At 71.6% G+C, this 21,373-nt stretch carries 19 protein-coding genes; 8 read left to right on the top strand and 11 right to left on the bottom strand.

The annotated features are described in order from the left end of the window. Positions 1–209 precede the first annotated feature (209 nt). Positions 210–1,736 carry a M1 family metallopeptidase gene (locus ACIQAK_RS23705; RefSeq protein WP_366391442.1) on the top strand — a complete coding sequence of 509 codons (1,527 nt, stop codon included), beginning with the start codon at positions 210–212 and terminating at the stop codon, positions 1,734–1,736. Here the strand turns inward: ACIQAK_RS23705 and ACIQAK_RS23700 are convergent. Then, the gene (locus ACIQAK_RS23700; RefSeq protein ID WP_366391441.1) at positions 1,727–2,653 is read right to left on the bottom strand and encodes an oxygenase MpaB family protein; all 927 of its coding nucleotides are present in this window, start codon (positions 2,651–2,653) and stop codon (positions 1,727–1,729) included. The genes ACIQAK_RS23705 and ACIQAK_RS23700 overlap by 10 nt on opposite strands. Positions 2,654–2,876: 223 nt before the next feature. Here ACIQAK_RS23700 and ACIQAK_RS23695 point away from each other — a divergent pair, with 223 nt between their 5' ends. Then, a complete protein-coding gene (locus ACIQAK_RS23695) occupies positions 2,877–3,608 on the top strand; it encodes a MerR family transcriptional regulator (RefSeq protein ID WP_366391440.1) in 732 nt (243 codons plus the stop codon). A 24-nt stretch (positions 3,609–3,632) separates the two neighbouring features. Here ACIQAK_RS23695 and ACIQAK_RS23690 read toward each other — a convergent pair whose 3' ends face one another. The 4 genes from ACIQAK_RS23690 to ACIQAK_RS23675 are packed head-to-tail and all read right to left on the bottom strand — an operon-like array spanning position 3,633 to position 9,444. After that, positions 3,633–5,840: a 3-hydroxyacyl-CoA dehydrogenase NAD-binding domain-containing protein gene (locus ACIQAK_RS23690; protein ID WP_366391439.1), complete on the bottom strand. Its 2,208-nt coding sequence runs from the start codon at positions 5,838–5,840 to the stop codon at positions 3,633–3,635. 40 nt (positions 5,841–5,880) lie between these two features. Beyond that, a complete protein-coding gene (locus ACIQAK_RS23685; RefSeq protein ID WP_366391438.1) occupies positions 5,881–7,095 on the bottom strand; it encodes an acetyl-CoA C-acetyltransferase in 1,215 nt (404 codons plus the stop codon). A 58-nt stretch (positions 7,096–7,153) separates the two neighbouring features. Continuing rightward, complete coding sequence (locus tag ACIQAK_RS23680; protein WP_366391437.1) at positions 7,154–8,296, bottom strand: acyl-CoA dehydrogenase family protein; 1,143 nt, start codon at positions 8,294–8,296, stop codon at positions 7,154–7,156. A gap of 8 nt (positions 8,297–8,304) precedes the next feature. Then, positions 8,305–9,444 (bottom strand): CaiB/BaiF CoA-transferase family protein, encoded by a 1,140-nt coding sequence (locus ACIQAK_RS23675; protein WP_366391436.1) that lies wholly within the window; start codon positions 9,442–9,444, stop codon positions 8,305–8,307. Between the two features lie 224 nt (positions 9,445–9,668). Between ACIQAK_RS23675 and ACIQAK_RS23670 the strand changes: the two genes are divergently transcribed. Then, the gene (locus tag ACIQAK_RS23670) at positions 9,669–10,859 is read left to right on the top strand and encodes a saccharopine dehydrogenase NADP-binding domain-containing protein (RefSeq protein WP_366391435.1); all 1,191 of its coding nucleotides are present in this window, start codon (positions 9,669–9,671) and stop codon (positions 10,857–10,859) included. Positions 10,860–10,896: 37 nt separating this feature from the next. Here the strand turns inward: ACIQAK_RS23670 and mmpA are convergent, their stop codons facing one another. Together mmpA and ACIQAK_RS23660 are read right to left on the bottom strand one after the other, a co-directional pair. Continuing rightward, positions 10,897–11,040: a morphogenic membrane protein MmpA gene (gene mmpA, locus ACIQAK_RS23665; protein WP_366391434.1), complete on the bottom strand. Its 144-nt coding sequence runs from the start codon at positions 11,038–11,040 to the stop codon at positions 10,897–10,899. A 78-nt stretch (positions 11,041–11,118) separates the two neighbouring features. Next, entirely contained in the window at positions 11,119–11,811 is a 693-nt protein-coding gene (locus ACIQAK_RS23660) for an endonuclease V (protein ID WP_366391433.1), read from the bottom strand. A 53-nt stretch (positions 11,812–11,864) separates the two neighbouring features. On the opposite strand from ACIQAK_RS23660, the gene ACIQAK_RS23655 reads away from it, so the two are divergent. The 5 genes from ACIQAK_RS23655 (at position 11,865) to ACIQAK_RS23635 (ending at position 18,244) form a co-directional block, all read left to right on the top strand. Further along, on the top strand, positions 11,865–12,167 hold the full coding sequence (locus tag ACIQAK_RS23655; protein WP_366391432.1) for a YciI family protein: 303 nt from the start codon (positions 11,865–11,867) through the stop codon (positions 12,165–12,167). A 248-nt stretch (positions 12,168–12,415) separates the two neighbouring features. Beyond that, positions 12,416–12,832, top strand: a complete 417-nt coding sequence (locus tag ACIQAK_RS23650; RefSeq protein ID WP_366391431.1) for an SsgA family sporulation/cell division regulator — start codon at positions 12,416–12,418, stop codon at positions 12,830–12,832. Positions 12,833–13,066: 234 nt separating this feature from the next. Beyond that, positions 13,067–14,698, top strand: coding sequence for an ABC-F family ATP-binding cassette domain-containing protein (locus ACIQAK_RS23645; protein ID WP_366391430.1), 1,632 nt, complete (start codon positions 13,067–13,069; stop codon positions 14,696–14,698). A 67-nt stretch (positions 14,699–14,765) separates the two neighbouring features. Further along, positions 14,766–17,087: an excinuclease ABC subunit UvrA gene (locus tag ACIQAK_RS23640; RefSeq protein ID WP_366391429.1), complete on the top strand. Its 2,322-nt coding sequence runs from the start codon at positions 14,766–14,768 to the stop codon at positions 17,085–17,087. A 182-nt stretch (positions 17,088–17,269) separates the two neighbouring features. Further along, on the top strand, positions 17,270–18,244 hold the full coding sequence (locus ACIQAK_RS23635; RefSeq protein WP_109162604.1) for an acyl-ACP desaturase: 975 nt from the start codon (positions 17,270–17,272) through the stop codon (positions 18,242–18,244). 45 nt (positions 18,245–18,289) lie between these two features. Here ACIQAK_RS23635 and ACIQAK_RS23630 read toward each other — a convergent pair whose 3' ends face one another. The 4 genes from ACIQAK_RS23630 to ACIQAK_RS23615 form a co-directional block, all read right to left on the bottom strand. Beyond that, a complete protein-coding gene (locus ACIQAK_RS23630; protein ID WP_366391428.1) occupies positions 18,290–18,556 on the bottom strand; it encodes a GMC oxidoreductase in 267 nt (88 codons plus the stop codon). Next, on the bottom strand, positions 18,454–19,878 hold the full coding sequence (locus ACIQAK_RS23625) for a GMC family oxidoreductase N-terminal domain-containing protein (RefSeq protein WP_366391427.1): 1,425 nt from the start codon (positions 19,876–19,878) through the stop codon (positions 18,454–18,456). The genes ACIQAK_RS23630 and ACIQAK_RS23625 overlap by 103 nt, the downstream gene beginning before the upstream one ends. A 67-nt stretch (positions 19,879–19,945) precedes the next feature. After that, positions 19,946–20,200 carry a WhiB family transcriptional regulator gene (locus ACIQAK_RS23620; protein ID WP_366391426.1) on the bottom strand — a complete coding sequence of 85 codons (255 nt, stop codon included), beginning with the start codon at positions 20,198–20,200 and terminating at the stop codon, positions 19,946–19,948. Between the two features lie 105 nt (positions 20,201–20,305). Beyond that, on the bottom strand, positions 20,306–21,100 hold the full coding sequence (locus tag ACIQAK_RS23615) for a VOC family protein (RefSeq protein WP_366391425.1): 795 nt from the start codon (positions 21,098–21,100) through the stop codon (positions 20,306–20,308). Positions 21,101–21,373: the final 273 nt, after the last annotated feature.

Genomic DNA, 21,373 nt, shown 5'->3' with positions numbered 1-21,373 from the left:
CTGCCACCCGTGACGAGAGCATGGCGAATGTGTGACAGGAATGCCCGGAATCGGCCCGCCTGCCCGGCAGGCCGCTTAGCCTCTTACCTGACCGGTCGGAACCATCCCCCGCCCGGTCTCGGAAACGGGCGGAGCGACCCCCGCCCGGCCTGATGACCGGACGGTGACATCCGCCGTCCGGTCGACCGTCCCGACGACTTGGAGTATGCGTGCACCGCAGATTCATCGTCCCCAGCGCCCTGGCGGCCTCTCTCCTGCTGGCGATCCCGGCATCGGCCTCCTCAGGCACCGTGGGCGCCCCGGGCATCGGCGACCCCTACTACCCGGCCGCCGGAAACGGCGGCTACGACGTCTCCCACTACGACCTGCGGCTGAAGTACCAGCCGGCGACCGACCTGCTGGAGGGCACGGCGACGATCCTCGCCACCACCACGCAGGACCTCACCCGCTTCAACCTCGACTTCGGGCTCGCCGTCTCCGAGGTGCGGGTCAACGGCAAGAAGGCCTCCTTCGCCAGGAGCGGCACCCAGGAGCTGGAGATCACCCCGGCGGGTCCCCTGGCGAAGGGCAGGGACGTCTCGCTGGTCGTCCGGTACGCCGGGAAGCCCTCCGAGCTGAAGATCAACGGCTGGACCGCCTGGGCCCGGACCCCGGACGGCGGCGTCGCCGCGCAGGAGCCGGAGTCGGCGGTCTGGTGGTACCCGGGCAACGACCATCCGCTCGACAAGGCCACGTACGACATCTCGGTCTCCGTGCCGGACGGCACACAGGCGATCAGCAACGGGGTGCTTCAGTCGCAGAGCTCCAGGCTCGGCTGGACCCGCTTCAACTGGCGCTCCGACAAGCCGCAGGCCAGCTACCTGTCGACGCTCGCGGTCGGAAAGTTCGACATCACGACCGACAGGACCGCCGACGGCCTGCCGGTGCTGAACGCGTACAGCAGGGACCTCGGCGCCAACGCCGGTGCCGCCCGCGCCAGCATCGAGCGGACCACCGAGGTCGCGGAGTGGCTGACCGAGGTCTTCGGCCCGTACCCCTTCAACGCGCTCGGCGGCTATGTGCCCAACGTGACGAGCGGCTTCGCCCTGGAGACCCAGACGCGGCCCTTCTACAGCCCGCGGCAGTTCGCCAACGGTGCCAACGTCTCGGTCGTCGTCCATGAGATCGCGCACCAGTGGTACGGCAACAGCGTGTCGGTCGACGGCTGGAAGGACATCTGGATCAACGAGGGCTTCGCCCGCTACAGCCAGTGGCTCTGGTCGGAGAAGGAGGGCGAGGGCACCGCGCAGGAGCTGGCGGACTACGTCTGGGCCCAGCACCCGGCGAACGACCCGTTCTGGAAGGTGAAGCCGGGCGACCCCGGCCCGGACAAGCAGTTCGACATCGCCGTCTACGACCGGGGCGCGCTGGCGCTCCAGGCGCTGCGCAACGAGGTCGGCGACGAGACCTTCTTCGCCCTGCTGAAGGGATGGCCGACCGAGAAGGCGCACTCCAACGCGACCGTGGGCGACTTCCTGCGGTACGCGGAGCGGGTCTCGGGCAAGCCGCTGGCGGCGCTCTTCGACACCTGGCTGTACCAGCCGAAGCGGCCGGCGCTGCCGGCGGCTTCCTCGGCGGGGGCCGTCAAGGGCGCGCTGTCGTCGCGGGCGGCGGTCCGGCCGGAGCGGCCGGCGTCCTGGAAGAAGATCGCGGCGACGAACACGGTCCACGATCACCGGGACCACGGTCACCGCTGATCGCTGCGTGCGCCGGCCGGGGCCGGTCGGAGCGGTGGAGTCCAGCCGTTCCGGCCGGCCCCGGTGACGTGCGCGACGCGCGCCGCCCGCGCCTTCGGCAGGTACCGCAGCCGCTCCGGGAGTACGGGGACGATCGCCCGCAGCACCGCGCAGAGCCGCCGCAGCCGCCGCTCCTGGGCCGCCGTCCACGGCAGCCCGATGGCCGCGCGGGCGTCCGGCGGCATGAGCCCGATGGTGACGAACCGCCGGAAGCGGGCCAGCGGCGGCAGCAGCACCGGCCACAGGGCCCGCAGGACCATCCGCAGCGGCCACGGGCCCCGGTCCGGCGGCGGGACGGGCTGGTCGACGTCGACCAGCTCACGCACCACGACCGTCGCCTCGATCTCCCCGGCGAGCATCTTCTCCCAGTACGGCCAGAACTCCTCGATCGTCTGCGGCATGTCCCGGTCGTGGATGCCGAGGATCCGGCCCACCTGGAGCCACTCCCCGTACAGGGCGCGTTCCTGGGCGGGGCTCATCGGCCGGATGAGATAGCGCGCCGCGTGCCGGTAGACCGGGAAGCCGGTGGCGTGCACCCAGGCGTAGTTCGAGGGCGTCAGTGCGTGGTAGGCGCGGCCCCGGGTGTCGGTGCCCCGGATGGTGCGGTGGAGCCGGCGCAGCCTGCGGCCCTCCTCGGCGGCCTCCGCGCCGCCGTACACCCAGAGCTGGAGCGAGCGCAGGGAGCGTTCACCGCGCCCCCACGGGTCGGTGCGGAAGACGGAGTGCTCGTCGACGCCCGCGCCGACGGCCGGGTGGGCGACCTGAAGGGTGAGGGCGGCGGGCAGCATCAGCAGGGCCCGGATGTCGCCGGCCAGGCTCCACAGCACGCCACCGGGCGGGGGCGGCAAGGGGTCCTCGACGTCCTTCGCGCTGCTCATCCGGTGCTCCCGCGTTCCCGGCGGGCCTGCCGTGCGCTGCCCGCCCCTTCCCCTCCATGATCCCTCGCCCGCGGCAGACCGTGGTGACGGGGTCCTCCACCCTCCATCCCGGCGCCCCGCAGCGGGCCGGGGTGGACGGCCGGTCCCCGGTGCCGGAGACTTTCACAGTAGTGGTGAGACAGCGGCACTGTCCGATACGAGGGTTCGACGGCGGGGAGCAGAGATGGCGACGGGGACCGACGGGCTCACGCTCACGGTGGACGAGCTGGCGGCACGCGCCGGAGTCACCGTACGTACCGTGCGCTTCTACAGCACCCGGGGCCTGCTGCCGCCCCCGGTGATCGGGCCGCGCCGGGTCGGGCACTACGGGGCCGACCACCTCTCCCGGCTCGCGCTGATCGAGGAGCTCCAGCACCAGGGCATGACGCTCGCCGCCATCGAGCGCTATCTGGAGCAGCTGCCGCCCGACCTGAGCGCCCACGATCTGGCGATCCACCGGGCGCTGGTGGCGTCCTGGGCACCGGACACGGCGGAGGACCTGACGCGGGCGGAGCTGGAGAAGCGCGCGGGGCGGGCGCTGGCGGAGCCGGATGTGGACCGGCTGGCGGCGATGGGGGTGCTGGTGCGGCCGGAGGCGGACAGCGGGGCGTACCGGGTGGACCTCGGGCTGCTGCGGCTGGGGGTGGAACTGCTGGACGTGCCGATCGCACACGAGACGATCCTGGCGGCGCGGACCGTGCTGCTGGAGCACACCCGCTCGGCCGCCCAGGAGATGACGCGGCTGTTCCGGGACGAGGTGTGGAACCCCTACCGGGAGCGCGAGGGCGACCCGGAGCATGTGGCGGCGATGAAGTCGCTCTCCGCTCACATGCAACCGATCGTGGTGCAGGCGCTGGTGACGGCCTTTCAGCGGTCGCTCAAGGAGGAGCTGCGCACCGCGTTCACCGCCGAGTGACGGTGAACGCGGCACGCCACGGCCTCAGTCGTGGAAGGTCTCGCCCTTCTCGGCCTTCTCCACGAGCAGCGCGGGCGGCAGGAACCGGTCGCCGTAGCGCTCGGCGAGTTCCCGGGCGCGGGCCACGAAGCCGGGCAGGCCGCCCTCGTACCCGTTGATGTACTGGAGGACGCCACCGGTCCACGGCGGGAAGCCGATGCCCATGATGGAGCCGATGTTGGCGTCGGCGACGGAGATGAGGACGTTCTCCTCCAGGCAGCGGACGCTGTCCAGGGCTTCGGAGAAGAGCATCCGCTCCTTCATGTCCTCGAAGGGCACACCGGCGCCGGGCTCGGTGCTGTGCTTGGCCGGGGGGCGACCCCCGGAACCCCCGAAATGCTCGCGCAGTCCGGGCCAGAGGCCGACGCGCTTGCCGTCCTCGTCGTAGTCGTAGAAGCCCGCTCCCCCGCTGCGCCCAGGGCGGCCGAACTCGTCGACCATCCGGTCGATGACCTCGTCCGAGGGATGCCCGGGCCAGGTGCCGCCGGCCTCCTCCACCGCACGCCTGGTCTCGTTGCGGATCTTGCGCGGCAGGGTCAGGGTCAGCTCGTCCATCAGCGAGAGCACCTTGGCCGGGTAGCCGGACTGGGCGGCGGCCTGTTCGATCGAGGCGGGCTCGACGCCCTCGCCGACCATGGCGACGCCCTCGTTGATGAACTGGCCGATGACGCGCGAGGTGAAGAAGCCGCGCGAGTCGTTGACGACGATCGGCGTCTTCCTGATCCGGCGCACCAGGTCGAAGGCGCGGGCCAGCGCCTCGTCGCCGGTGCGCTCGCCCTTGATGATCTCGACCAGCGGCATCTTGTCGACGGGCGAGAAGAAGTGCAGCCCGATGAAGTCGACGGGGCGCGAGACGCCTTTGGCGAGGACCGTGATCGGCAGGGTGGAGGTGTTGGAGCAGAGCAGGGCGTCGGGCTCGATGACGTCCTGGATCTCCTGGAACACCCTGTGCTTGAGCGCGGTGTCCTCGAAGACGGCCTCGATCACCGCGTCGCAGCCCGCGAGGTCGGCAGCGTCACCGGTCGGGGTGATCCGGGCCAGCAGCTCGTCGCGCTTCGCCTGCGTCGTACGGCCTCGGGAGAGCGCCTTGGCGAGCAGCTTCTCGCTGTACGCCTTGCCCTTGGCGGCCGCCTCGGTGGAGACGTCCTTGAGGACGACCTCGATGCCGGCCTTGGCGCAGGAGTAGGCGATGCCCGCGCCCATCATGCCGGCGCCCAGCACGGCGACCTTGCGGACGGGGCGCTCGGGGATGCCCTTGGGGCGGCTGGCCCCGGAGTTGACGGCCTGGAGGTCGAAGAAGAAGGCCTGGATCATGTTCTTGGAGACCTGGCCGGTGACCAGCTCGGTGAAGTACCGGGCCTCGATGGTCAGGGCGGTCTCGAAGTCGACCTGGGAGCCCTCGACGGCCGCCGCCAGGATGTTGCGCGGCGCGGGCATGGGCGCGCCCGCGATCTGCTTCTTCAAGTTGGCGGGGAACGCGGGGAGGTTGGCCGCGAACTTCGGGTTCGACGGGGTGCCGCCGGGGATGCGGTAGCCCTTGACGTCCCAGGGCTGCTGGGACTCGGGGTTGGCGTCGATGAAGGCGCGGGCCTTCTCCAGCATCTCCTCGCGGGTGGCGGCGACTTCGTGGACCAGGCCGTTCTCCAGGGCCCGCCGAGGGGTGTACTGGGTGCCCTGGAGGAGCACCTTGAGCAGCGCGTCGGCGATGCCCATGAGGCGTACGGTCCGGGTGAGCCCGCCGCCCGCCGGGAGCAGGCCGAGGGTGACCTCGGGCAGGCCGATGCGGGAGCCGGGGGCGTCGAGGGCGACGCGGTGGTGGGAGGCGAGCGCGATCTCGTAACCGCCGCCGAGGGCAGCCCCGTTGATGGCGGCGACGACGGGCTTGCCGAGGGTCTCGATGCGGCGCAGCGAGCGCTTGATCTCGGTACCGGTGTCGAAGGCGGCCTGGGCGTTCTCGGGACGGACCTTGATCATGTCCTTGAGGTCGCCGCCCGCGAAGAAGGTCTTCTTGGCGGAGGTGTAGATGATGCCGCGGATGGAGTCCTGCTCGGCCTCGGCGCGGTCGGCGATGGCCGCGATGGAGTCCTTGAAGGCCTGGTTCATCGTGTTCGCGGACTGATCCGGGTCGTCGAGGACGAGGGTGACGACGCCGGTCTCGTCCTGTTCCCAGCGGATGGTGGTGCTCTCGGTCATGTCGGTGTCTTCTCCGTAGGCAGGTGGGGCCGGGAACAGGTCAGATGCGTTCGACGATGGTGGCGACGCCCATGCCACCGCCGACGCAGAGGGTGACCAGGCCGAACCGCTGGTCGCGGCGCTCCAGTTCGTCGATGACGGTGCCGAGGATCATCGCGCCGGTCGCGCCGAGGGGATGGCCGAGCGCGATGGCGCCGCCGTTGACGTTGACCCTGTCCAGGGTCAGGCCCATGTCCTTGACGAAGCGCAGGACGACTCCGGCGAAGGCCTCGTTGATCTCGACGAGGTCGATGTCGTCGATGGTGAGCCCGGCCTTGGCGAGCGCCTTGCGGGTGGCGGGGGCGGGGCCGGTGAGCATGATGGTGGGCTCGGAGCCGGAGACGGCCGCGGAGACGATCCGGGCGCGCGGGGTGAGTCCGTAGCGCTCGCCGACCTCCTTGGAGCCGATGGCGACGAGGGCGGCACCGTCGACGATGCCGGAGGAGTTGCCCGCGTGGTGGACGTGGTCGATCTTCTCGACCCAGTGGTACTTCTGGAGCGCCACGGCGTCGAAGCCGCCCATGTCACCGATGGCGGCGAAGGAGGGCTTGAGGCCGGCGAGGGAGTCGGCGGTGGTGCCGGGGCGCAGGTGCTCGTCGTGGTCCAGGACCAGCAGGCCGTTGCGGTCCTTGACCGGGACGACGGAGCGGGCGAAGCGGCCGTCCTTCCACGCCTGGGCGGCGCGCTCCTGGGAGAGGGCGGCGTACTCGTCGACGTCACGGCGGCTGAAGCCCTCGATGGTGGCGATGAGGTCGGCGCCGATGCCCTGCGGGGCGAAGCCGGTCTCGAAGCTGGTCATCGGGTCCATCGCCCAGGCGCCGCCGTCGGAGCCCATCGGCACCCGGGACATCGACTCGACGCCACCGGCCAGGACGAGGTCCTCCCAACCCGAACGAACCTTGGCGGCGGCCAGGTTGACGGCCTCCAGACCCGAGGCACAGAAGCGGTTCTCCTGGACCCCGGCGACGGAGTCGGGCAGGCCGGCGGCGATGGCGGCGATCCGGGCGATGTCGGACCCCTGGTCGCCGAGCGGGCTGACCACGCCGAGGACGATGTCGTCGATGGCGGCCGGGTCGAGGTCCGGGAAGCGGCCCTGGATCTCGTGGATGAGGCCGACGACGAGGTCGATCGGCTTGGTGCCGTGCAGGGCGCCGTTGGCCTTGCCGCGGCCGCGCGGGGTGCGGATCGCGTCGTAGACGAATGCTTCGGTACTCAAGACAGCTGCCTTTCGAGGGTGGTGGTGAAGAACAGGGGGAGCCAGGAGGGCGCGGGCGTCAGGCGAGCAGCGAGCGGCCGATGATCTCCTTCATGATCTCGGTGGTGCCGCCGTAGATGGTCTGGATACGGCCGTCGGTGAACGCCTTGGCGACCTTGTACTCGCTCATGTAGCCGTATCCGCCGTGGAGCTGGAGGCAGCGGTCGGCGACGCGCTTCTGCAGTTCGGTGGCCCACCACTTGGCCATCGAGGCGTGGACGGCGTCGAGGACGCCGTCGGAGTGGTCGACGACGCACCGGTCCAGGAAGGTCCGGGTGACGGCGCACTCGGTGGCCATCTCGGCGATCTCGAAGCGGATGTGCTGGAGCTTGGAGAGCGGGCGCCCGAAGGCCTCGCGCTCCTTGACGTACTGCGTGGTGATCTCCAGCAGGTGTTCGGCGGCGGCGATCCCGGCGACCGCTATGCCCATGCGCTCCTGGGCCAGGTTGGTCATCAGGTGGATGAACGCGCCGTCCAGCTCACCGAGGAGGTTCTCCTTCGGGACGCGGACGTCGTCGAAGAACAACTCGGCGGTGTCCTGCGACTTCTGGCCGATCTTGTCGAGGTTGCGGCCACGCTCGAAGCCTTCCGCGCCGCGCTCGACGACGATCAGCGACAGCCCCTTGGCGCCGCCGTCGGGTGTGGTCTTGGCGACGACGATGACCAGGTCGGCGAGGATGCCGTTGGAGATGAAGGTCTTCGAGCCGTTGAGCAGCCAGTGGTCGCCCTGGTCCTCGGCGGTGGTGCGGATGGCCTGGAGGTCGGAGCCGGCGCCCGGTTCGGTCATGGCGATGGCTGTGATGGTCTCGCCGCTGCAGAAGCCGGGAAGCCAGCGGCGCTTCTGCTCCTCGGTGGCGAGGCCGGTGAGGTAGGGGCCGATGATGTCGTTGTGCAGGCCGATCGCCAGCCCCGGCGCTCCGGCGCGGGTGAACTCCTCGGCGAGGACGGCGCTGTAGCGGAAGTCGGTGGAGCCACCGCCGCCGTACTCCTCGGGGACGGCGAGGCCGAGCAGCCCGGCGCGCCCGGCGGCGAGCCAGGCGTCACGCGAGACGATGCCGTCCTGCTCCCACTGCTCGTAGTACGGAAGCACCTCCTTGGCCAGGAAGGCCCGGACGGTCTCGCGGAACGCGTCGTGCTCCTCGGTGAAGATCTGCCGCTGCACGGGGTCTCCTAGGGGGTGTCGGGTGAGTCGGGCCGCAGTGCCGGTACGTCCCAGTCGACGGCGACGGCGTCCGTGTCGGCGCCCGGCTGTGCGGGGCCGCTGCGGACGGAGACGGGGGTGGCGGAGAAGCGCGGGGCCGGGGCGGGCTGGGTGATGCCGCTGTGCTCGACGTAGGTGGAGCGGGCGGCGAGGTGCGGGTGGTACGGGGCTTCGCGGAGCGAGAGCACGGGGGCCACGCAGGCGTCGGTGCCGTCGAACACCTCGGTCCACTCCGCACGCGTACGGGTCGAGAAGCGTTCGGCGACGGCGGCGCGCAGGTCGTCCCAGCGGGCGAGGTCCCACCGGTCGGGGAAGGCGTCCGCGATCCCGAGGAGGCCGGCGAACTCCGCGTAGAACTGCCCCTCCAGGGGGCCGACCGCCATGTGGCCGCCGTCGGAGGTGGCGTAGGTGCCGTAGAACGGGCAGCCGCCGTCCAGCAGGTTGGCGCCGCGCCGGTCCTGCCAGCTCCCGGCGGCCAGCATGCCGTGGATCATCGTGGCGAGGTGGGCGGCGCCGTCGACGATCGCCGCGTCCACCACCTGGCCCGCGCCGCCGGGGGTGCGGGCGTGCTGGAGGGCGGCGAGGACCCCGACGACGAGGTAGAGGGAGCCGCCCGCGTAGTCGCCGAGCAGGTTGGCGGGGACCACGGGCGGCTCGTCCGGCGTGCCGATCATGGAGAGGGTGCCGGTGAGCGCGAGGTAGGCGACGTCGTGCCCGGCCCGCTGCGCCAGCGGCCCGTCCTGGCCCCAGCCGGTCATCCGCCCGTAGACCAGCTGCGGGTTGCGTGCGAGACAGGCGTCGGGCCCGACGCCGAGCCGTTCGGCGACGCCGGGGCGGTACCCCTCGATCAGGATGTCGGCGCGTTCGACCAGGTCCAGGACGCGGCCGGCGCCGACCTCGCCCTTGAGGTCGACGAGGACGGAGCGCTTGTTGCGGTTGGTGATGTCGTACGCGGGGTCGATGCCGAGGGCCGGGCCGCCGGGCCGGTCGACGCGTACGACGTCGGCTCCGAGGTCCGCCAGCAGCATCGCCGCGAACGGTCCGGGGCCGATCCCCGCCAGCTCGACGACGCGGACTCCGGTCAGCGGGCCGTGCCCGGTCCTTGCCATCCTTGAGCCCCCAGGGGTGTGACACAACCGATGTAACATCAACGATGCTAAGAAGGCGCCTCGCTCCGCACAACCCCCCGGGCCGAGCAAGCGCTTAGTTCTCCCCCGCGATCCTCTCGCATCCTCGCCGGACCTTCCACGTCCAGGGCCGCCCGGGCGTACCCCGGCCGCCTCCCTCCGCTAACCTGCCTGCCACGTCTCCACCCGTCCCTGCGGAGGTACTCGTGAACAGCCAGAACGGGGCGACACGCCCCCTGGACGTCGTCCTTTTCGGTGCCACCGGCTTCGTGGGGGTGCTCACGGCCGAGTATCTGGCGGCACACGCTCCCGAAGGACTGCGCTGGGGGCTGGCCGGCCGCAGCCGCGCCAAGCTGGAACGGCTGCGCGAGCGGCTCACGGCCATCGAACCGCGCTGCGGCGGGCTGCCGCTGCTGGAGACCGACGCGGACGACGAGGACGCCTTGCGGGAACTCGCCTCCTCCGCCCGGGTGGTGGCCACGACGGTGGGCCCGTACATCCTGTACGGCGAGAAGCTCGTCGCCGCCTGCGCCGAGGCCGGGACGGACTACCTGGACCTCACCGGTGAGGCGGAGTTCATCGACCGAACCTATGTGCGCCATGACGCGCGGGCCCGGGAGACCGGGGCCCGTATCGTGCACGCCTGCGGCTTCGACTCCGTACCCCATGATCTCGGGGCGTACTTCACGGTCAAGCAGCTGCCCGAGGGCGTCCCCCTGACCGTCGACGGCTTCGTCCGCAGCAACGCCGTGTTCTCCGGCGGTACGTTCGCCTCCGCGCTCACCGCGATGGGCCGCGGCCCGCAGATGGTGCTCGCGGCCCGGGAGCGGCGGCTGCACGAGCCGCGCCAGGTGGGCCGCCGGGTCAGCACCCCCGTCGGCTCCCCGCACTTCAACGCCGCCACCGGCACCTGGGCGCTGCCGCTGCCGACCGTGGACCCGGCGGTGGTGGGCCGCTCCGCGTGGGCGCTGGAGCGGTACGGGCCCGACTTCCGCTACCGCCACTTCGCCTCGGTCAAGACCCTTCCGATGGCCCTCGGCGGCCCGGCGGCCGTCGGGGCCCTGGTCGCGGCGGCGCAGGTCGGGCCCGTACGCGACTGGCTGATGAGCCGGTACGAGGCGGGGCAGGGGCCGGACGCGGAGCGCCGGAGGCGGAGCTGGTTCACGGTCCGTTTCGTCGGCGAGGGCGGCGGCCGGCGGGTCCTCACCGAGGTGTCGGGCGGCGATCCCGGCTATGACGAGACGGCCAAGATCCTCGCCGAGTCGGCCCTGTGCCTGGCTCTGGACAAGCTTCCGGAGACCTCCGGCCAGGTCACCACGGCGACGGCGATGGGCGACGCCCTGCTGGATCGCCTGACGGCGGCGGGGCTGCGCTTCCGGGTGGCGGCGGTGCGCTAGGGAGCCGGGCGGTGCGCTGGGGGGGGCGGGCGGTGCGCTAGAAGATCCAGCCGGCCAGCGTGTAGAGCATCGCGCCCGCCCAGACGAGGGCGACGACCCCGCCGAGGGCCATACCGAGGGCGATGCGTCGCTGGGTGGGGTCGAGGGGCGCGGTGCGGACAGCTGTACGGGAGGGGTTCATACGTTCAGCCTGCCCAGCAAGATCGGTTATCGCCATCCGTACAGGTACTCAATCGAATCCCGTGGAAAGCGGTGTGCCTCAGGCCGTCGCTTCCCGCAGGGTCTGCCGGCACAGCGCGTCCGCCCGGCGGGTGCTCTCCGGCTGGCGGAAGCGGCGGGCCAGGCGCAGGGTGTGGGCGCAGGCGTTGTCGAGGCTGATCCGGTGGCCGACGGAGACGAAGACCGGGTTGGTGTTCTCCTGGGTGCGCAGAGCCCGGCCCACCACCTCGTCACCGTCCACCAGCGGGGAGAAGTCGCCGCGCCGGGGGCCGGGGGCTTCGTACGAAAAGGTGAACGGGTTCTTGCCGACGCCGATCACGGGCAGCCCGGTGAGCACGCCCAGGTGGCTGGCGAGCCCGAAGCGGCGCGGGTGGGCGAGACCGTAGCCGTCGCAGATGACGAGGCCGGGGTCGACGGTCAGCGACTCCAGGGCCTCCAGCACGGTGGGGATCTCGCGGAAGGCCAGCAGGCCGGGGACGTAGGGGAAGGTGACCTTGCCGACGGCGGTGGCCTCGTCCACGGTCTCCAGCGTCCCGGCGTCCAGCACCACGGCCGCCGCGACGACCACGTCCTTCTCGTCGTCGTACGCCACGTCGACCCCGGTCACCAGGCCGGTCCCGGGCGCCGGGCCCGGCTCGTCCAGCACCACCAGGCCGCGCAGGCGGTCCTGGATCGCCCGGCCCTCGGCTTCGTCTGCGGGGGTCTCATGGGCGGGAGTGGGCTGCTTCGTCATGACCAGCAGCTTAGGCGGTTCCCGGCTCCCTCCGGTCCCGTAGCCTGGCGATCATGTTCGTACTCGAATTGACCTACACCGCCCCGGTCGAGCGCGCGGACGCGCTGATGCGGGACCACATCGCCTGGCTCGACGAGCATTACGCGGCGGGCGTCTTCATCGCGTCGGGCCGCAAGAACCCCCGGGACGGCGGGGTGATCCTCGCCGTCGGGGACGACCGGGAGCGGATCGAGGAGATCGCCGCGGCCGACCCGTTCGCCGTGCACGGAGTCTGCGCGTACCGGATCACGGAATTCATCGCCACCAAGACCGCATCCGAACTTGCCCCGTTCAAGCAGGAGTTGCCCGGCGGATAGTGCGGACGGGGCCACCCTCCCGCGGCCTTTCTCCGGTCCTCCCCAGCCCTCTTGCCGCCCGGAACGCCGGCCGGCCAGGGTGCGCGGCCGAGAAGCGGGCAGGAGGGCGGAGGTGGCGGAGAGTGCGGAGGAGAGACGGGCGTGGGCGGTGACGCAGCTCACGCCACCCGCCGGTGCACGGATCGATGCGTTCCGCCGTCTACTCCAATGCCGGGAACCGTTCACCCAGCCGCGAGAGGGAGCAGGTCTTGTCCAGCGTTATCGAGCAGTCCGTGCAGGCTCGCATGGTCGCGTCCGCACCGCGGATGGAAACCCTGCCCGCCACACTGAGTTACGACCGCAAGGACCCCTTCGCCGTGCGGATGGCGTTCCCGGCCCCGGCGACGCTGGAGGGGACCGAGGTCTCCTGGGAGTTCTCCCGCGAGCTGCTGACGGCGGGGATCGACACTCCCGCGGGCGAGGGGGACGTCCGGATCAGGCCGTTCGGGTACGAGCGGACGGTGCTGGAGTTCCACGCGGCCGAGGGCATCGCCATGGTCCACGTGCGCACGGCGGAGCTGCGGCGCTTCCTGGAGCGGGCGCAGGAGCTGGTGCCGGTGGGCGACGAGTACCGCTTTCTGGACCTGGACCGGAGTCTGACCGATCTGCTCGGCGGCGCCTGCTGACCCGGCGGCTGCTGACGCCGTAGCCGCACAGCCGGAAAACCCGTTGCCGGGTCGTACGCCCCGGCCCTACCTTCGTGCTGTTCCTGTTGTCGTCGGATTGGAGAAGGACGTTGCTGATCTGAGGCCCCCGCACCGTGCCGCGCCGTCACGCCCGTCGTGGCCCCTGGCGCCCGTGTGCGATCTCAGCTGCTCAGCCGTCCTCAGCTCACTCCCCCGACGTACCGGGAGATCCGTATGCCTGCCTCCGACACCCATATCAGCTGCACCTCCCTCTCCTTCTCCTGGCCCGACGGCACCGAGGTCTTCACCGGCTTCGACCTTGCCGTGGGCCCCGGCCGCACCGGGCTCATCGGGCTCAACGGGTGTGGCAAATCCACCCTGTTGCGGCTGATCGCCGGTGAACTGGAGCCGCTGGAAGGGCAGATCAGGATCCATGGCGGACTCGGTCATCTGCCGCAGACCGTGACCCTGGACACCGCGCTGCGCGTCGAGGAGGTGCTGGGCGTCGCGGAGCGGCGGGCGGCCGTCGACGCCGTCGAGGCCGGCGATGTCCGCGAGGAGCACTTCGCGGTGATCGGCGACGACTGGGACGTGGAGCAGCGCGCTCGCGTCACTCTGGACGGCCTCGGCCTCGGGCACATCGGCCTGGAGCGCACCGTCGGGGAGATGTCCGGCGGTGAGTGCGTGCTCCTGCGGCTGGCGGCCCTGCTGCTGGCCCGCCCGGGGGTGCTGCTGCTGGACGAGCCGACCAACAACCTGGACGCGGTCGCCCGCGGGCGGCTGTACGACGCGGTCGACGCCTGGACCGGGGCGCTGCTCGTGGTGAGCCACGACCGGGAGCTGCTGGAGCGGGTTGACCGGATCGCGGATCTGCGGGACGGCTCGGTCACCTGGTACGGCGGAAACCTGTCGGCGTACGAGGAGGCGCTCGCCGTCGAGCAGGAGGCGGCGCAGCGCATGGTGCGGGTCGCCGAGTCGGATGTACAGCGCCAGAAGCGCGAACTGGCTCAAGCACACATGAAGTTGGCCCGGCGCAAGCGCTACGGGCAGAAGATGTGGGACACCAAGCGGGAGCCCAAGGTGGTGATGGGCCAGCGCAAGCGGTCCGCCCAGGAGTCGGCCGGCAAGCACCGCATCATGCACACCGAGCGGCTGGCGGAGGCCAGGGAGCGGCTCGACGAGGCGGAGCTGCGGGTGCGTGAGGACGAGGAGATCCGGATCGAGCTGCCGCAGACCCGGGTGCACCCGGGAAGCGAGGTGCTGCTCCTGCGCGATCCGGTGCCACCCTACGGTCCGCCGCTGCACGGGGAATTGGCGGTACGCGGACCGGAGCGCATCGCGCTGACCGGGCGCAACGGCGCCGGCAAGACGGCGCTGCTGAGGACCGTCGCGGGTGAGCTCGTCCCGCTCTCGGGGGAGGTGGCGACGCCGGTGCCGCTGGGCTTCCTCCCGCAGCGGCTGGACACCCTGGACGACGCGCTGACGGTGGCCGACAACGTGAAGCGGTCGGCACCCGGTCTGACGGACAACGGCGTCCGGGCCCGGCTCGCGCGCTTCCTCTTCAAGGGGGGAGCCGCCGACCATCCGGCCGGAACGCTGTCGGGCGGTGAACGCTTCCGGGCGACGCTGGCGACGCTGCTGCTGGCGGACCCGGCGCCCCGGCTGCTGTTGCTGGACGAACCGACCAACAGCCTCGACCTGGCGAGCGTACGGCGGCTGACCGAGGCGCTGGAGGCGTACGAGGGGGCGCTGATCGTGGCGAGCCACGACGTGCCGTTTCTGGAGGCGATCGGGGTCACCCGGTGGCTGCGGCTGGACGGGGAGCTGCGCGACACCACTGCCGAGGAGGTGCGGGCGGGGCGGTGAGCGGCCTCGGGAGATTCCCCGGAAAAGGCGACAGGAACTGTCGGGTATCGTGCCTAGCGTCGTCGGTATGGATCGCATCACCGAGCAGAGCGCCACGTCGGACGGCCACCGTCCCGCCGAGCGCGGCATCGTCATCACCGGAGCGCACGAGAACAATCTGCGCGACGTCTCCCTCACCCTGCCCAAGGGCCGGATCACCGTCTTCACCGGGGTTTCCGGTTCGGGGAAGTCGTCGGTCGTCTTCGACACGATCGCCGTGGAGTCCCAGCGGCAGCTGAACGAGACGTTCACCTCCTTCCTGCGCAACCGGCTGCCGAAGTACGAACGGCCACGGGCCGAGTCCATGGAGGACCTGTCCGTGGCCGTCGTCATCGATCAGAGGCCGCTGGGCGGCAACGTCCGCTCGACCGTGGGCACGGCGACGGACATCTGGTCGGTGCTGCGGGTGCTGTTCTCCCGGTACGGAACACCGAGTGCGGGCGGGGCGACCGCGTACTCCTTCAACGACCCGGCGGGGATGTGCCCCGAGTGCGACGGGGTGGGCCGTACGGTCCGGCTCGACCTGGACCGGGCGGTGGACTGGTCGAAGTCGCTGAACGAGGGGGCGCTGCTGCTGCCCGGCCTCTCGGTGGGCAGCTGGGAGTGGAACCTGTACGGGGGGTCGGGGCGCTTCGACAACGACCTGCCCCTGTCCGAGTTCGGCGAGGAGGAGCTTCGCCTCCTGCTCCACGGCTCGGGGTTCACCGTCCGCGTCGACATGCGGACCGCTTCGGCGGACATGCGGTTCGAGGGGGTGGTGGAGCGGTTCAACCGGCTCCACCTCAAGCGCGACACGGCATCGCTGTCGGACAAGCGGCGTGAGGTGGCGGCCCGGTTCACCGTCGAGCGGGTCTGCGACTCCTGCGGCGGGGCGCGGCTGAACGCGGCGGCGCTCGCCACCCGTGTCGACGGGCTGTCGCCCGCCGACTACGGGCGGATGGAGGTCGCCGATCTCGTCGGCGTGCTGGCCCGGATCGACGATCCGGTGGGCGGCCCGATCGCGGCGGCGGCCCGTGAGCGGCTGGAGCGGCTCGTGGGAATCGGGCTCGGCTATCTCAGCCTGGACCGGGAGACGACCACCCTCTCGGGCGGCGAGGGGCAGCGGCTCAAGATGGTCCGCCATCTGGGGAGTTCGCTGACCGGGCTGACGTTCGTCTTCGACGAGCCCAGCGTCGGGATGCACCCGCGTGACGTGGGGCGGCTCGGTGACCTGCTGGTGCGGCTGCGTGACAAGGGCAACACGGTGCTGGTCGTCGAGCACGACCCGGATGTGATGGCGGTCGCGGACCACATCGTCGACATGGGCCCGCGAGCCGGCTCGGAGGGCGGGCACATCGTCTTCGAGGGGCCGTTCGACCGGCTGCGCGAGGCGGATACACTCACCGGCCGCTGCCTGCGGCGACGGACGTCGCTCAAGAGCGAGTTCCGCTCCCCCGGTGGGCAACTACCGGTCGCGGGAGCCGATCTGCACAACCTCAAGGGGCTGGACGTGTCGTTCCCCGCCGGGGTGCTGACCGTGGTGACCGGCGTGGCGGGTTCGGGCAAGTCGACCCTGGTCTCGGAGGTGTTCACGGCGGCGCACCCGCAGGCGGTGGTCATCGACCAGAGCGCGATCACCGCCTCCTCCCGCTCGACCCCCGCCTCGTACATCGGCGCACTGGACACCATCCGCAAGGTCTTCGCCCGGGAGAACGGCGTCGACCCCGGGCTGTTCAGCTTCAACTCCGCGGGAGCCTGCCCGGGCTGCTCGGGCCGCGGGGAGATCTCCACCGACCTGGCGTTCATGGACCCGGTCACCACGACCTGCCGGGAGTGCGAGGGCCGCCGGTTCCACGACGACGTGCTGACCCACCGGGTCGGCGGCCGGTCCATCGTCGACGTCCTGGAGATGACGGCGGCGCAGGCGGTCGGACTGTTCGAGGACCGGGCACTGCTGCGGAAGCTGCGGACGCTCGACGAGGTCGGCCTCACCTACCTCACTCTCGGGCAGCCGCTCAGCACGCTCTCCGGCGGTGAGCGGCAGCGGATCAAGCTCGCCACCCAGCTGCACCGCACCTCCAGCGTGTACGTCCTGGACGAGCCGACGACCGGGCTGCACCTGGCCGACACGGGGGCGCTGGTGGATCTGCTGGACCGGCTGGTCGACGCGGGGAACACGGTGATCTGTGTGGAGCACAACCTGGAGGTGCTCAAGCGGGCGGACTGGGTGATCGACCTCGGCCCCGACGGCGGGAAGAAGGGCGGCGAGCTGGTCTTCGCAGGGACGCCGGAGGGGCTGCTGGCGGACCGCACTTCGGTTACCGCGCGGTACCTCCGCCGGGATCTCGGCCTGCCGGAGGGACCCCGCTGACCTGGGAACACCTGGCGGACAACCGCCCAGGACCCACCGAAGGGGGCGGTGAGCTGCCCGCATAACGGTACGTAATCGGGTACCGGCGGGGACGGGCTTGGCTTTGCCCTTACCCTCGCCTTAACCTACGGTCACGTAACCTACGAAGCCGTAGGTAATTCTCCCGTCCTCAGGAGCTCCCCGTGACGATCACCTCTCCCCACCTCGGCAGTTCGAAGGCGTGGACCGACGCCCAGCTGCTGTACGCGCTGGAAGAGGTGGTGGAGAAGGAACTCAACCGCCATCTCAAGGTCGCCAAGGACTGGATGCCCCACGAGTACGTCCCCTTCTCCGACGGCCGGAACTTCCCCGGCGTCTTCGAGGACGGCGAGGCGTGGGCGGCCGACCAGTCCAAGGTCACCGACATCGGCAAGATCGCCCTCGTGGTGAACCTCCTCACCGAGGACAACCTCCCCAGCTACCACCACGAGATCGCCTCCCTCTTCGGCCGCGACGGCGCCTGGGGCACCTGGGTGCACCGCTGGACCGCCGAGGAGGGCCGCCACGGCATCGTGATGCGCGACTACCTGCTCACCTCGCGCGCCGTCGACCCGGACAAACTGGAGCAGTTCCGCATGGCCCACATGGCGGAGGGCTTCGAGTCGGACAACCGGCACTCGATGCTGCACTCCGTCGCGTACGTCGCCTTCCAGGAGCTGGCCACCCGCGTCTCCCACCGCAACACCGGCCACCAGTCCGGCGACCCGGTCTGCGACCGGATGCTGGCCCGGATCGCCACCGACGAGAACCTGCACATGGTCTTCTACCGCAACCTGCTGGGCGCCGCCTTCGAGCTGGCCCCGGACCTGACCATGCAGGCCGTGCGGGACGTCGTCGTCAACTTCCGGATGCCCGGCCACGGCATGCCCGGCTTCGAGCGGGCCGCCGCGCAGATGGCGATCGGTGAGATCTACAACATGCGCATCCACCACGACGACGTGATCCAGCCGGTCCTGCGCTACCTGAAGGTCATGGACATCGACGGGCTGGGCCCCGAGGGCGTGAAGGCGCAGGAGGAGCTCGGCCTGTACATGGGCGGGCTGGACAGCGAGGCGTCGAAGTTCGACGAGAAGCTCGCCGCCCGCAAGGCACGTATGGTCGCGCGCGGCCGAGCCTGACGCCGTCGCCCCACCGCCCCGCGCCCGGCACCTCGCCTCGGTGGGCTACCGGCCGGCCGGTACCCGGGCGTCCGCGCGGATGAGTTCGGCGGCGCGCTCCGCGAGGGCCACGGTCGGGGCGTGGGTGTGGCCGCGCGTGATCCGCGGCATCACCGACGCGTCGACGACGCGCAGCCCCGTCACCCCGCGCACCCGGAGCCGGGGGTCGGTCACCGCGCGCTCGTCCTCGCCCATGCGGCAGGTGCCGACGGGGTGGTAGAGGGTCTGGGCCGCGGCGCGGATCGCCCGGGCCAGCTCCGTGTCGTCGACCACGCCCGGTAGAAGCCCATGGGCCCGCCGGTGTGGACGGCGAGGTGCGGGGAGGAGAGCAGGGTCTCTGCGCGGCGGACCCCGGCGATCATTCGGCGGAGGTCGGACTCGTCGGTGAGGTACCCAGGGTCGATCCGTGCCCCGGTTCCGTCCGGGGCGAGGGTGATACGGCCGGTGCTCCCGGGCTGGAGCAGGATGACGCCGAGGGTGATGCCGTGCTCGGTGGGGGCGGTCAGTCCGTGGTTGATGAACGGCGCCGGGGCGAAGATCAGCTCCAGGTCGGGTGCGGTCTGTTCCGGGGTGGAGCGGACGAACGCCACGGCCTCGCCGACGTTGGAGGTCAGCGGCCCGCGACGGGCCAGGAGGTAGCGCGCGAGGTTGGCGGGCGTGTCGGCGCCGGTCAGCGTCACCGGCCGGGGGCATCGCACCGTGACGGCGAAGGACAGATGGTCCTGGAGGTTGCGGCCGACGTCCGGGGAGGCGGCGCGCACTTCGATGCCCGCCGCGCGGAGCGCCTCGGGGTCGCCGATGCCGGAGCGGAGCAGCAGCTGGGGCGAGCCGACGGCGCCCGCGCTGAGGATCACTTCGCGGCGGGCGTCGAGGCGGCCGGGGCCGGTCTCGGTGTACACGCCCGTGACGCGCGTCCCGTCGAAGGCGAGGGAGCGGACGCGGGCGCCGGTGAGGACGTCGAGGTTGGCCCGGCGGGCGGCCCGCCTCAGGTAGCCGTCGGCAGCGCTCCAGCGGCGCCCGCGGCGCTGGTTGAGCGGGCTGCGGGCGCAGCCGCTGTGGTCGGGCACGTTGAGCTCGGGCAGCTCCGGCAGGCCGTCCGACCGGCAGGCGGCCAGGAACGCGGCGCTCAGCGGGCTCGGGTCGCGGGGCGGCGAGATGAAGAGCGGCCCCTCGGTGCCGTGCACGGTGCTCGCGGTGGTGGGGCCGGTCCACTGCTCCGCCCGCCGGAAGTACCGTACGAGCGCGTCGTGGGACCAGGCCTCTCCCGCGCTCCGCGCCCAGGTGTCGTAGTCGTCCCGGTGTCCGCGCACCCACATCATGGCGTTGATGGACGAGGACCCGCCGAGGCCGCGGCCGCGCGGCCAGTACAGCTCGCGGCCGCCGAGGCCCGGCTGGGCGACGGTGTGCAGATCCCAGTCGTAGCGGGTCTTGAACAGCTTGGGGAACGCGGCCGGGATGCGGATCTCCGGCTTGCGGTCGGGTCCGCCGGATTCGACCAGCGCGACTGCGACCGTCGGGTCCTCGGAGAGCCGGGCGGCCAGGACACAGCCCGCCGATCCAGCCCCGACGACGATGTAGTCGTAGGTGGTACTCATCGCGGCTCCCCTGCCCGGTGCGGCTGGCGGTGGCGGACAGCGGAAGTCTCGCATGTACGGGGGTGGTTCAGCCCTGGTTGCGCTTTTCCCGGCGCAGCCGTTCGCGCTCCTTCTCGGAGAGCCCGCCCCAGACGCCGAACCGCTCGTCGTTGGCGAGTGCGTACTCCAGGCAGGCCACGCGCCCCTCGCAGGCACCGCACAGCTGCTTGGCCTCGCGCGTCGAACTGCCCGGGGCCGGGAAGAAGAACTCAGGTCCGGCCTGCGCGCACAGCGCGCTCTCCTGCCAGTCGAGCGCGTCCTCGGTCACCATGTTGATCAGCATGGGAGACACGGTGCCCGGACGCGGTAAACGACTGATCAACGATTCATCAATCGTCCCGGCGCGGCTGGCACCGGTGCGACCCGGCACCGCTCCGCCGCTGCCTCGCTACTGCCTCGGCCGGGGTTTCATCAGGGCGAAGACCGCCCCGTACGGATCGGTGACGTTGGCCATCGTGCCGACGCCCGGCACTTCCATGGGCGGCAGCGCCTCCGCGCCGCCGAGACGCTTGGCGGCGGCCACCGTGGCCTCCACGTCCTCGACCGCGAAGTAAGGCATCCAGTGCGGGCCGCGCGCGGCCTCGGCCGGGACGTCGCTCATCGTGACCAGGCCGCCGAACGACAGCTCCGGGCCGGCCCCCGCGGGATGCACGGTGGTGTAGACGTACTCGGTGCCCTCCACCTTCAGCGCGTCGGTCTTCCAGCCGAAGACATCGGCGAAGAACGTGGCCGCCGCGGGGACGTCCGGGGTGTACAGCTCGGCCCAGAGCAGCGAGCCCGGCTGCTGGATGACGCCGAGGCCGGGGTTCTGCCGTGGCTGCCATACGCCGAAATAGGCTCCGGCCGGGTCGGTGAAGCCGCCCATCCGGCCGAAGTCGAGGACGTCCATCGGCTCGAACGCCGAGCGGCCGCCCGCCCGGGACACCAGCTGGGCGGTGGCGTCGACGTCGGGCGACTGGAAGTAGACGGACCAGGCGCTGGAGGACTGCTCCTCCGGGACCGTCATGACACCGCCGACGGTGTGGCCGTCCAGGGTGAACATCCCGTACCCCCCGACCTCGGGGCCGCCGGGGACCGCTTCCCAGCCGAGGAGGCCGCTGTAGAAGGCGGTGGCCCCGTCGAGGTCGGGGGTGCCGAGATCGACCCAGTTGGGTGCTCCGTCGGGGAAGGCGGGGTTGAGCATGGCGTGCTCCTTCAGCGGTCCCATGGGAGCCCCGCGCGCACGGTGGTGCGGGGCTTCTTGCCGTCCCGCCGAGTCTCGCACCGGCCACTGACAACCGCAGTCCGCGCGGGGCCGACCGGGTCCCGTCGGCGCGGGTGCGGGCCGGCGGGACCCCCGGGGCGTGACTCGGGCGCCGAGGGCTGTCGGAGGGCCGTGGGACGATGACGTACGGCGAAGGACCCGTGCCCGACGGCGACCTACGGCGGGGGGACCACCATCGGGGGCGGCGTACGG

The sequence above is a fragment of the Streptomyces sp. NPDC088706 genome (genome assembly GCF_044752765.1).
GTDB lineage: Bacteria > Actinomycetota > Actinomycetes > Streptomycetales > Streptomycetaceae > Streptomyces.
Note: the sequence above shows the minus strand (reverse complement) of the source record. Positions and strands in the feature narration are given on the sequence as shown.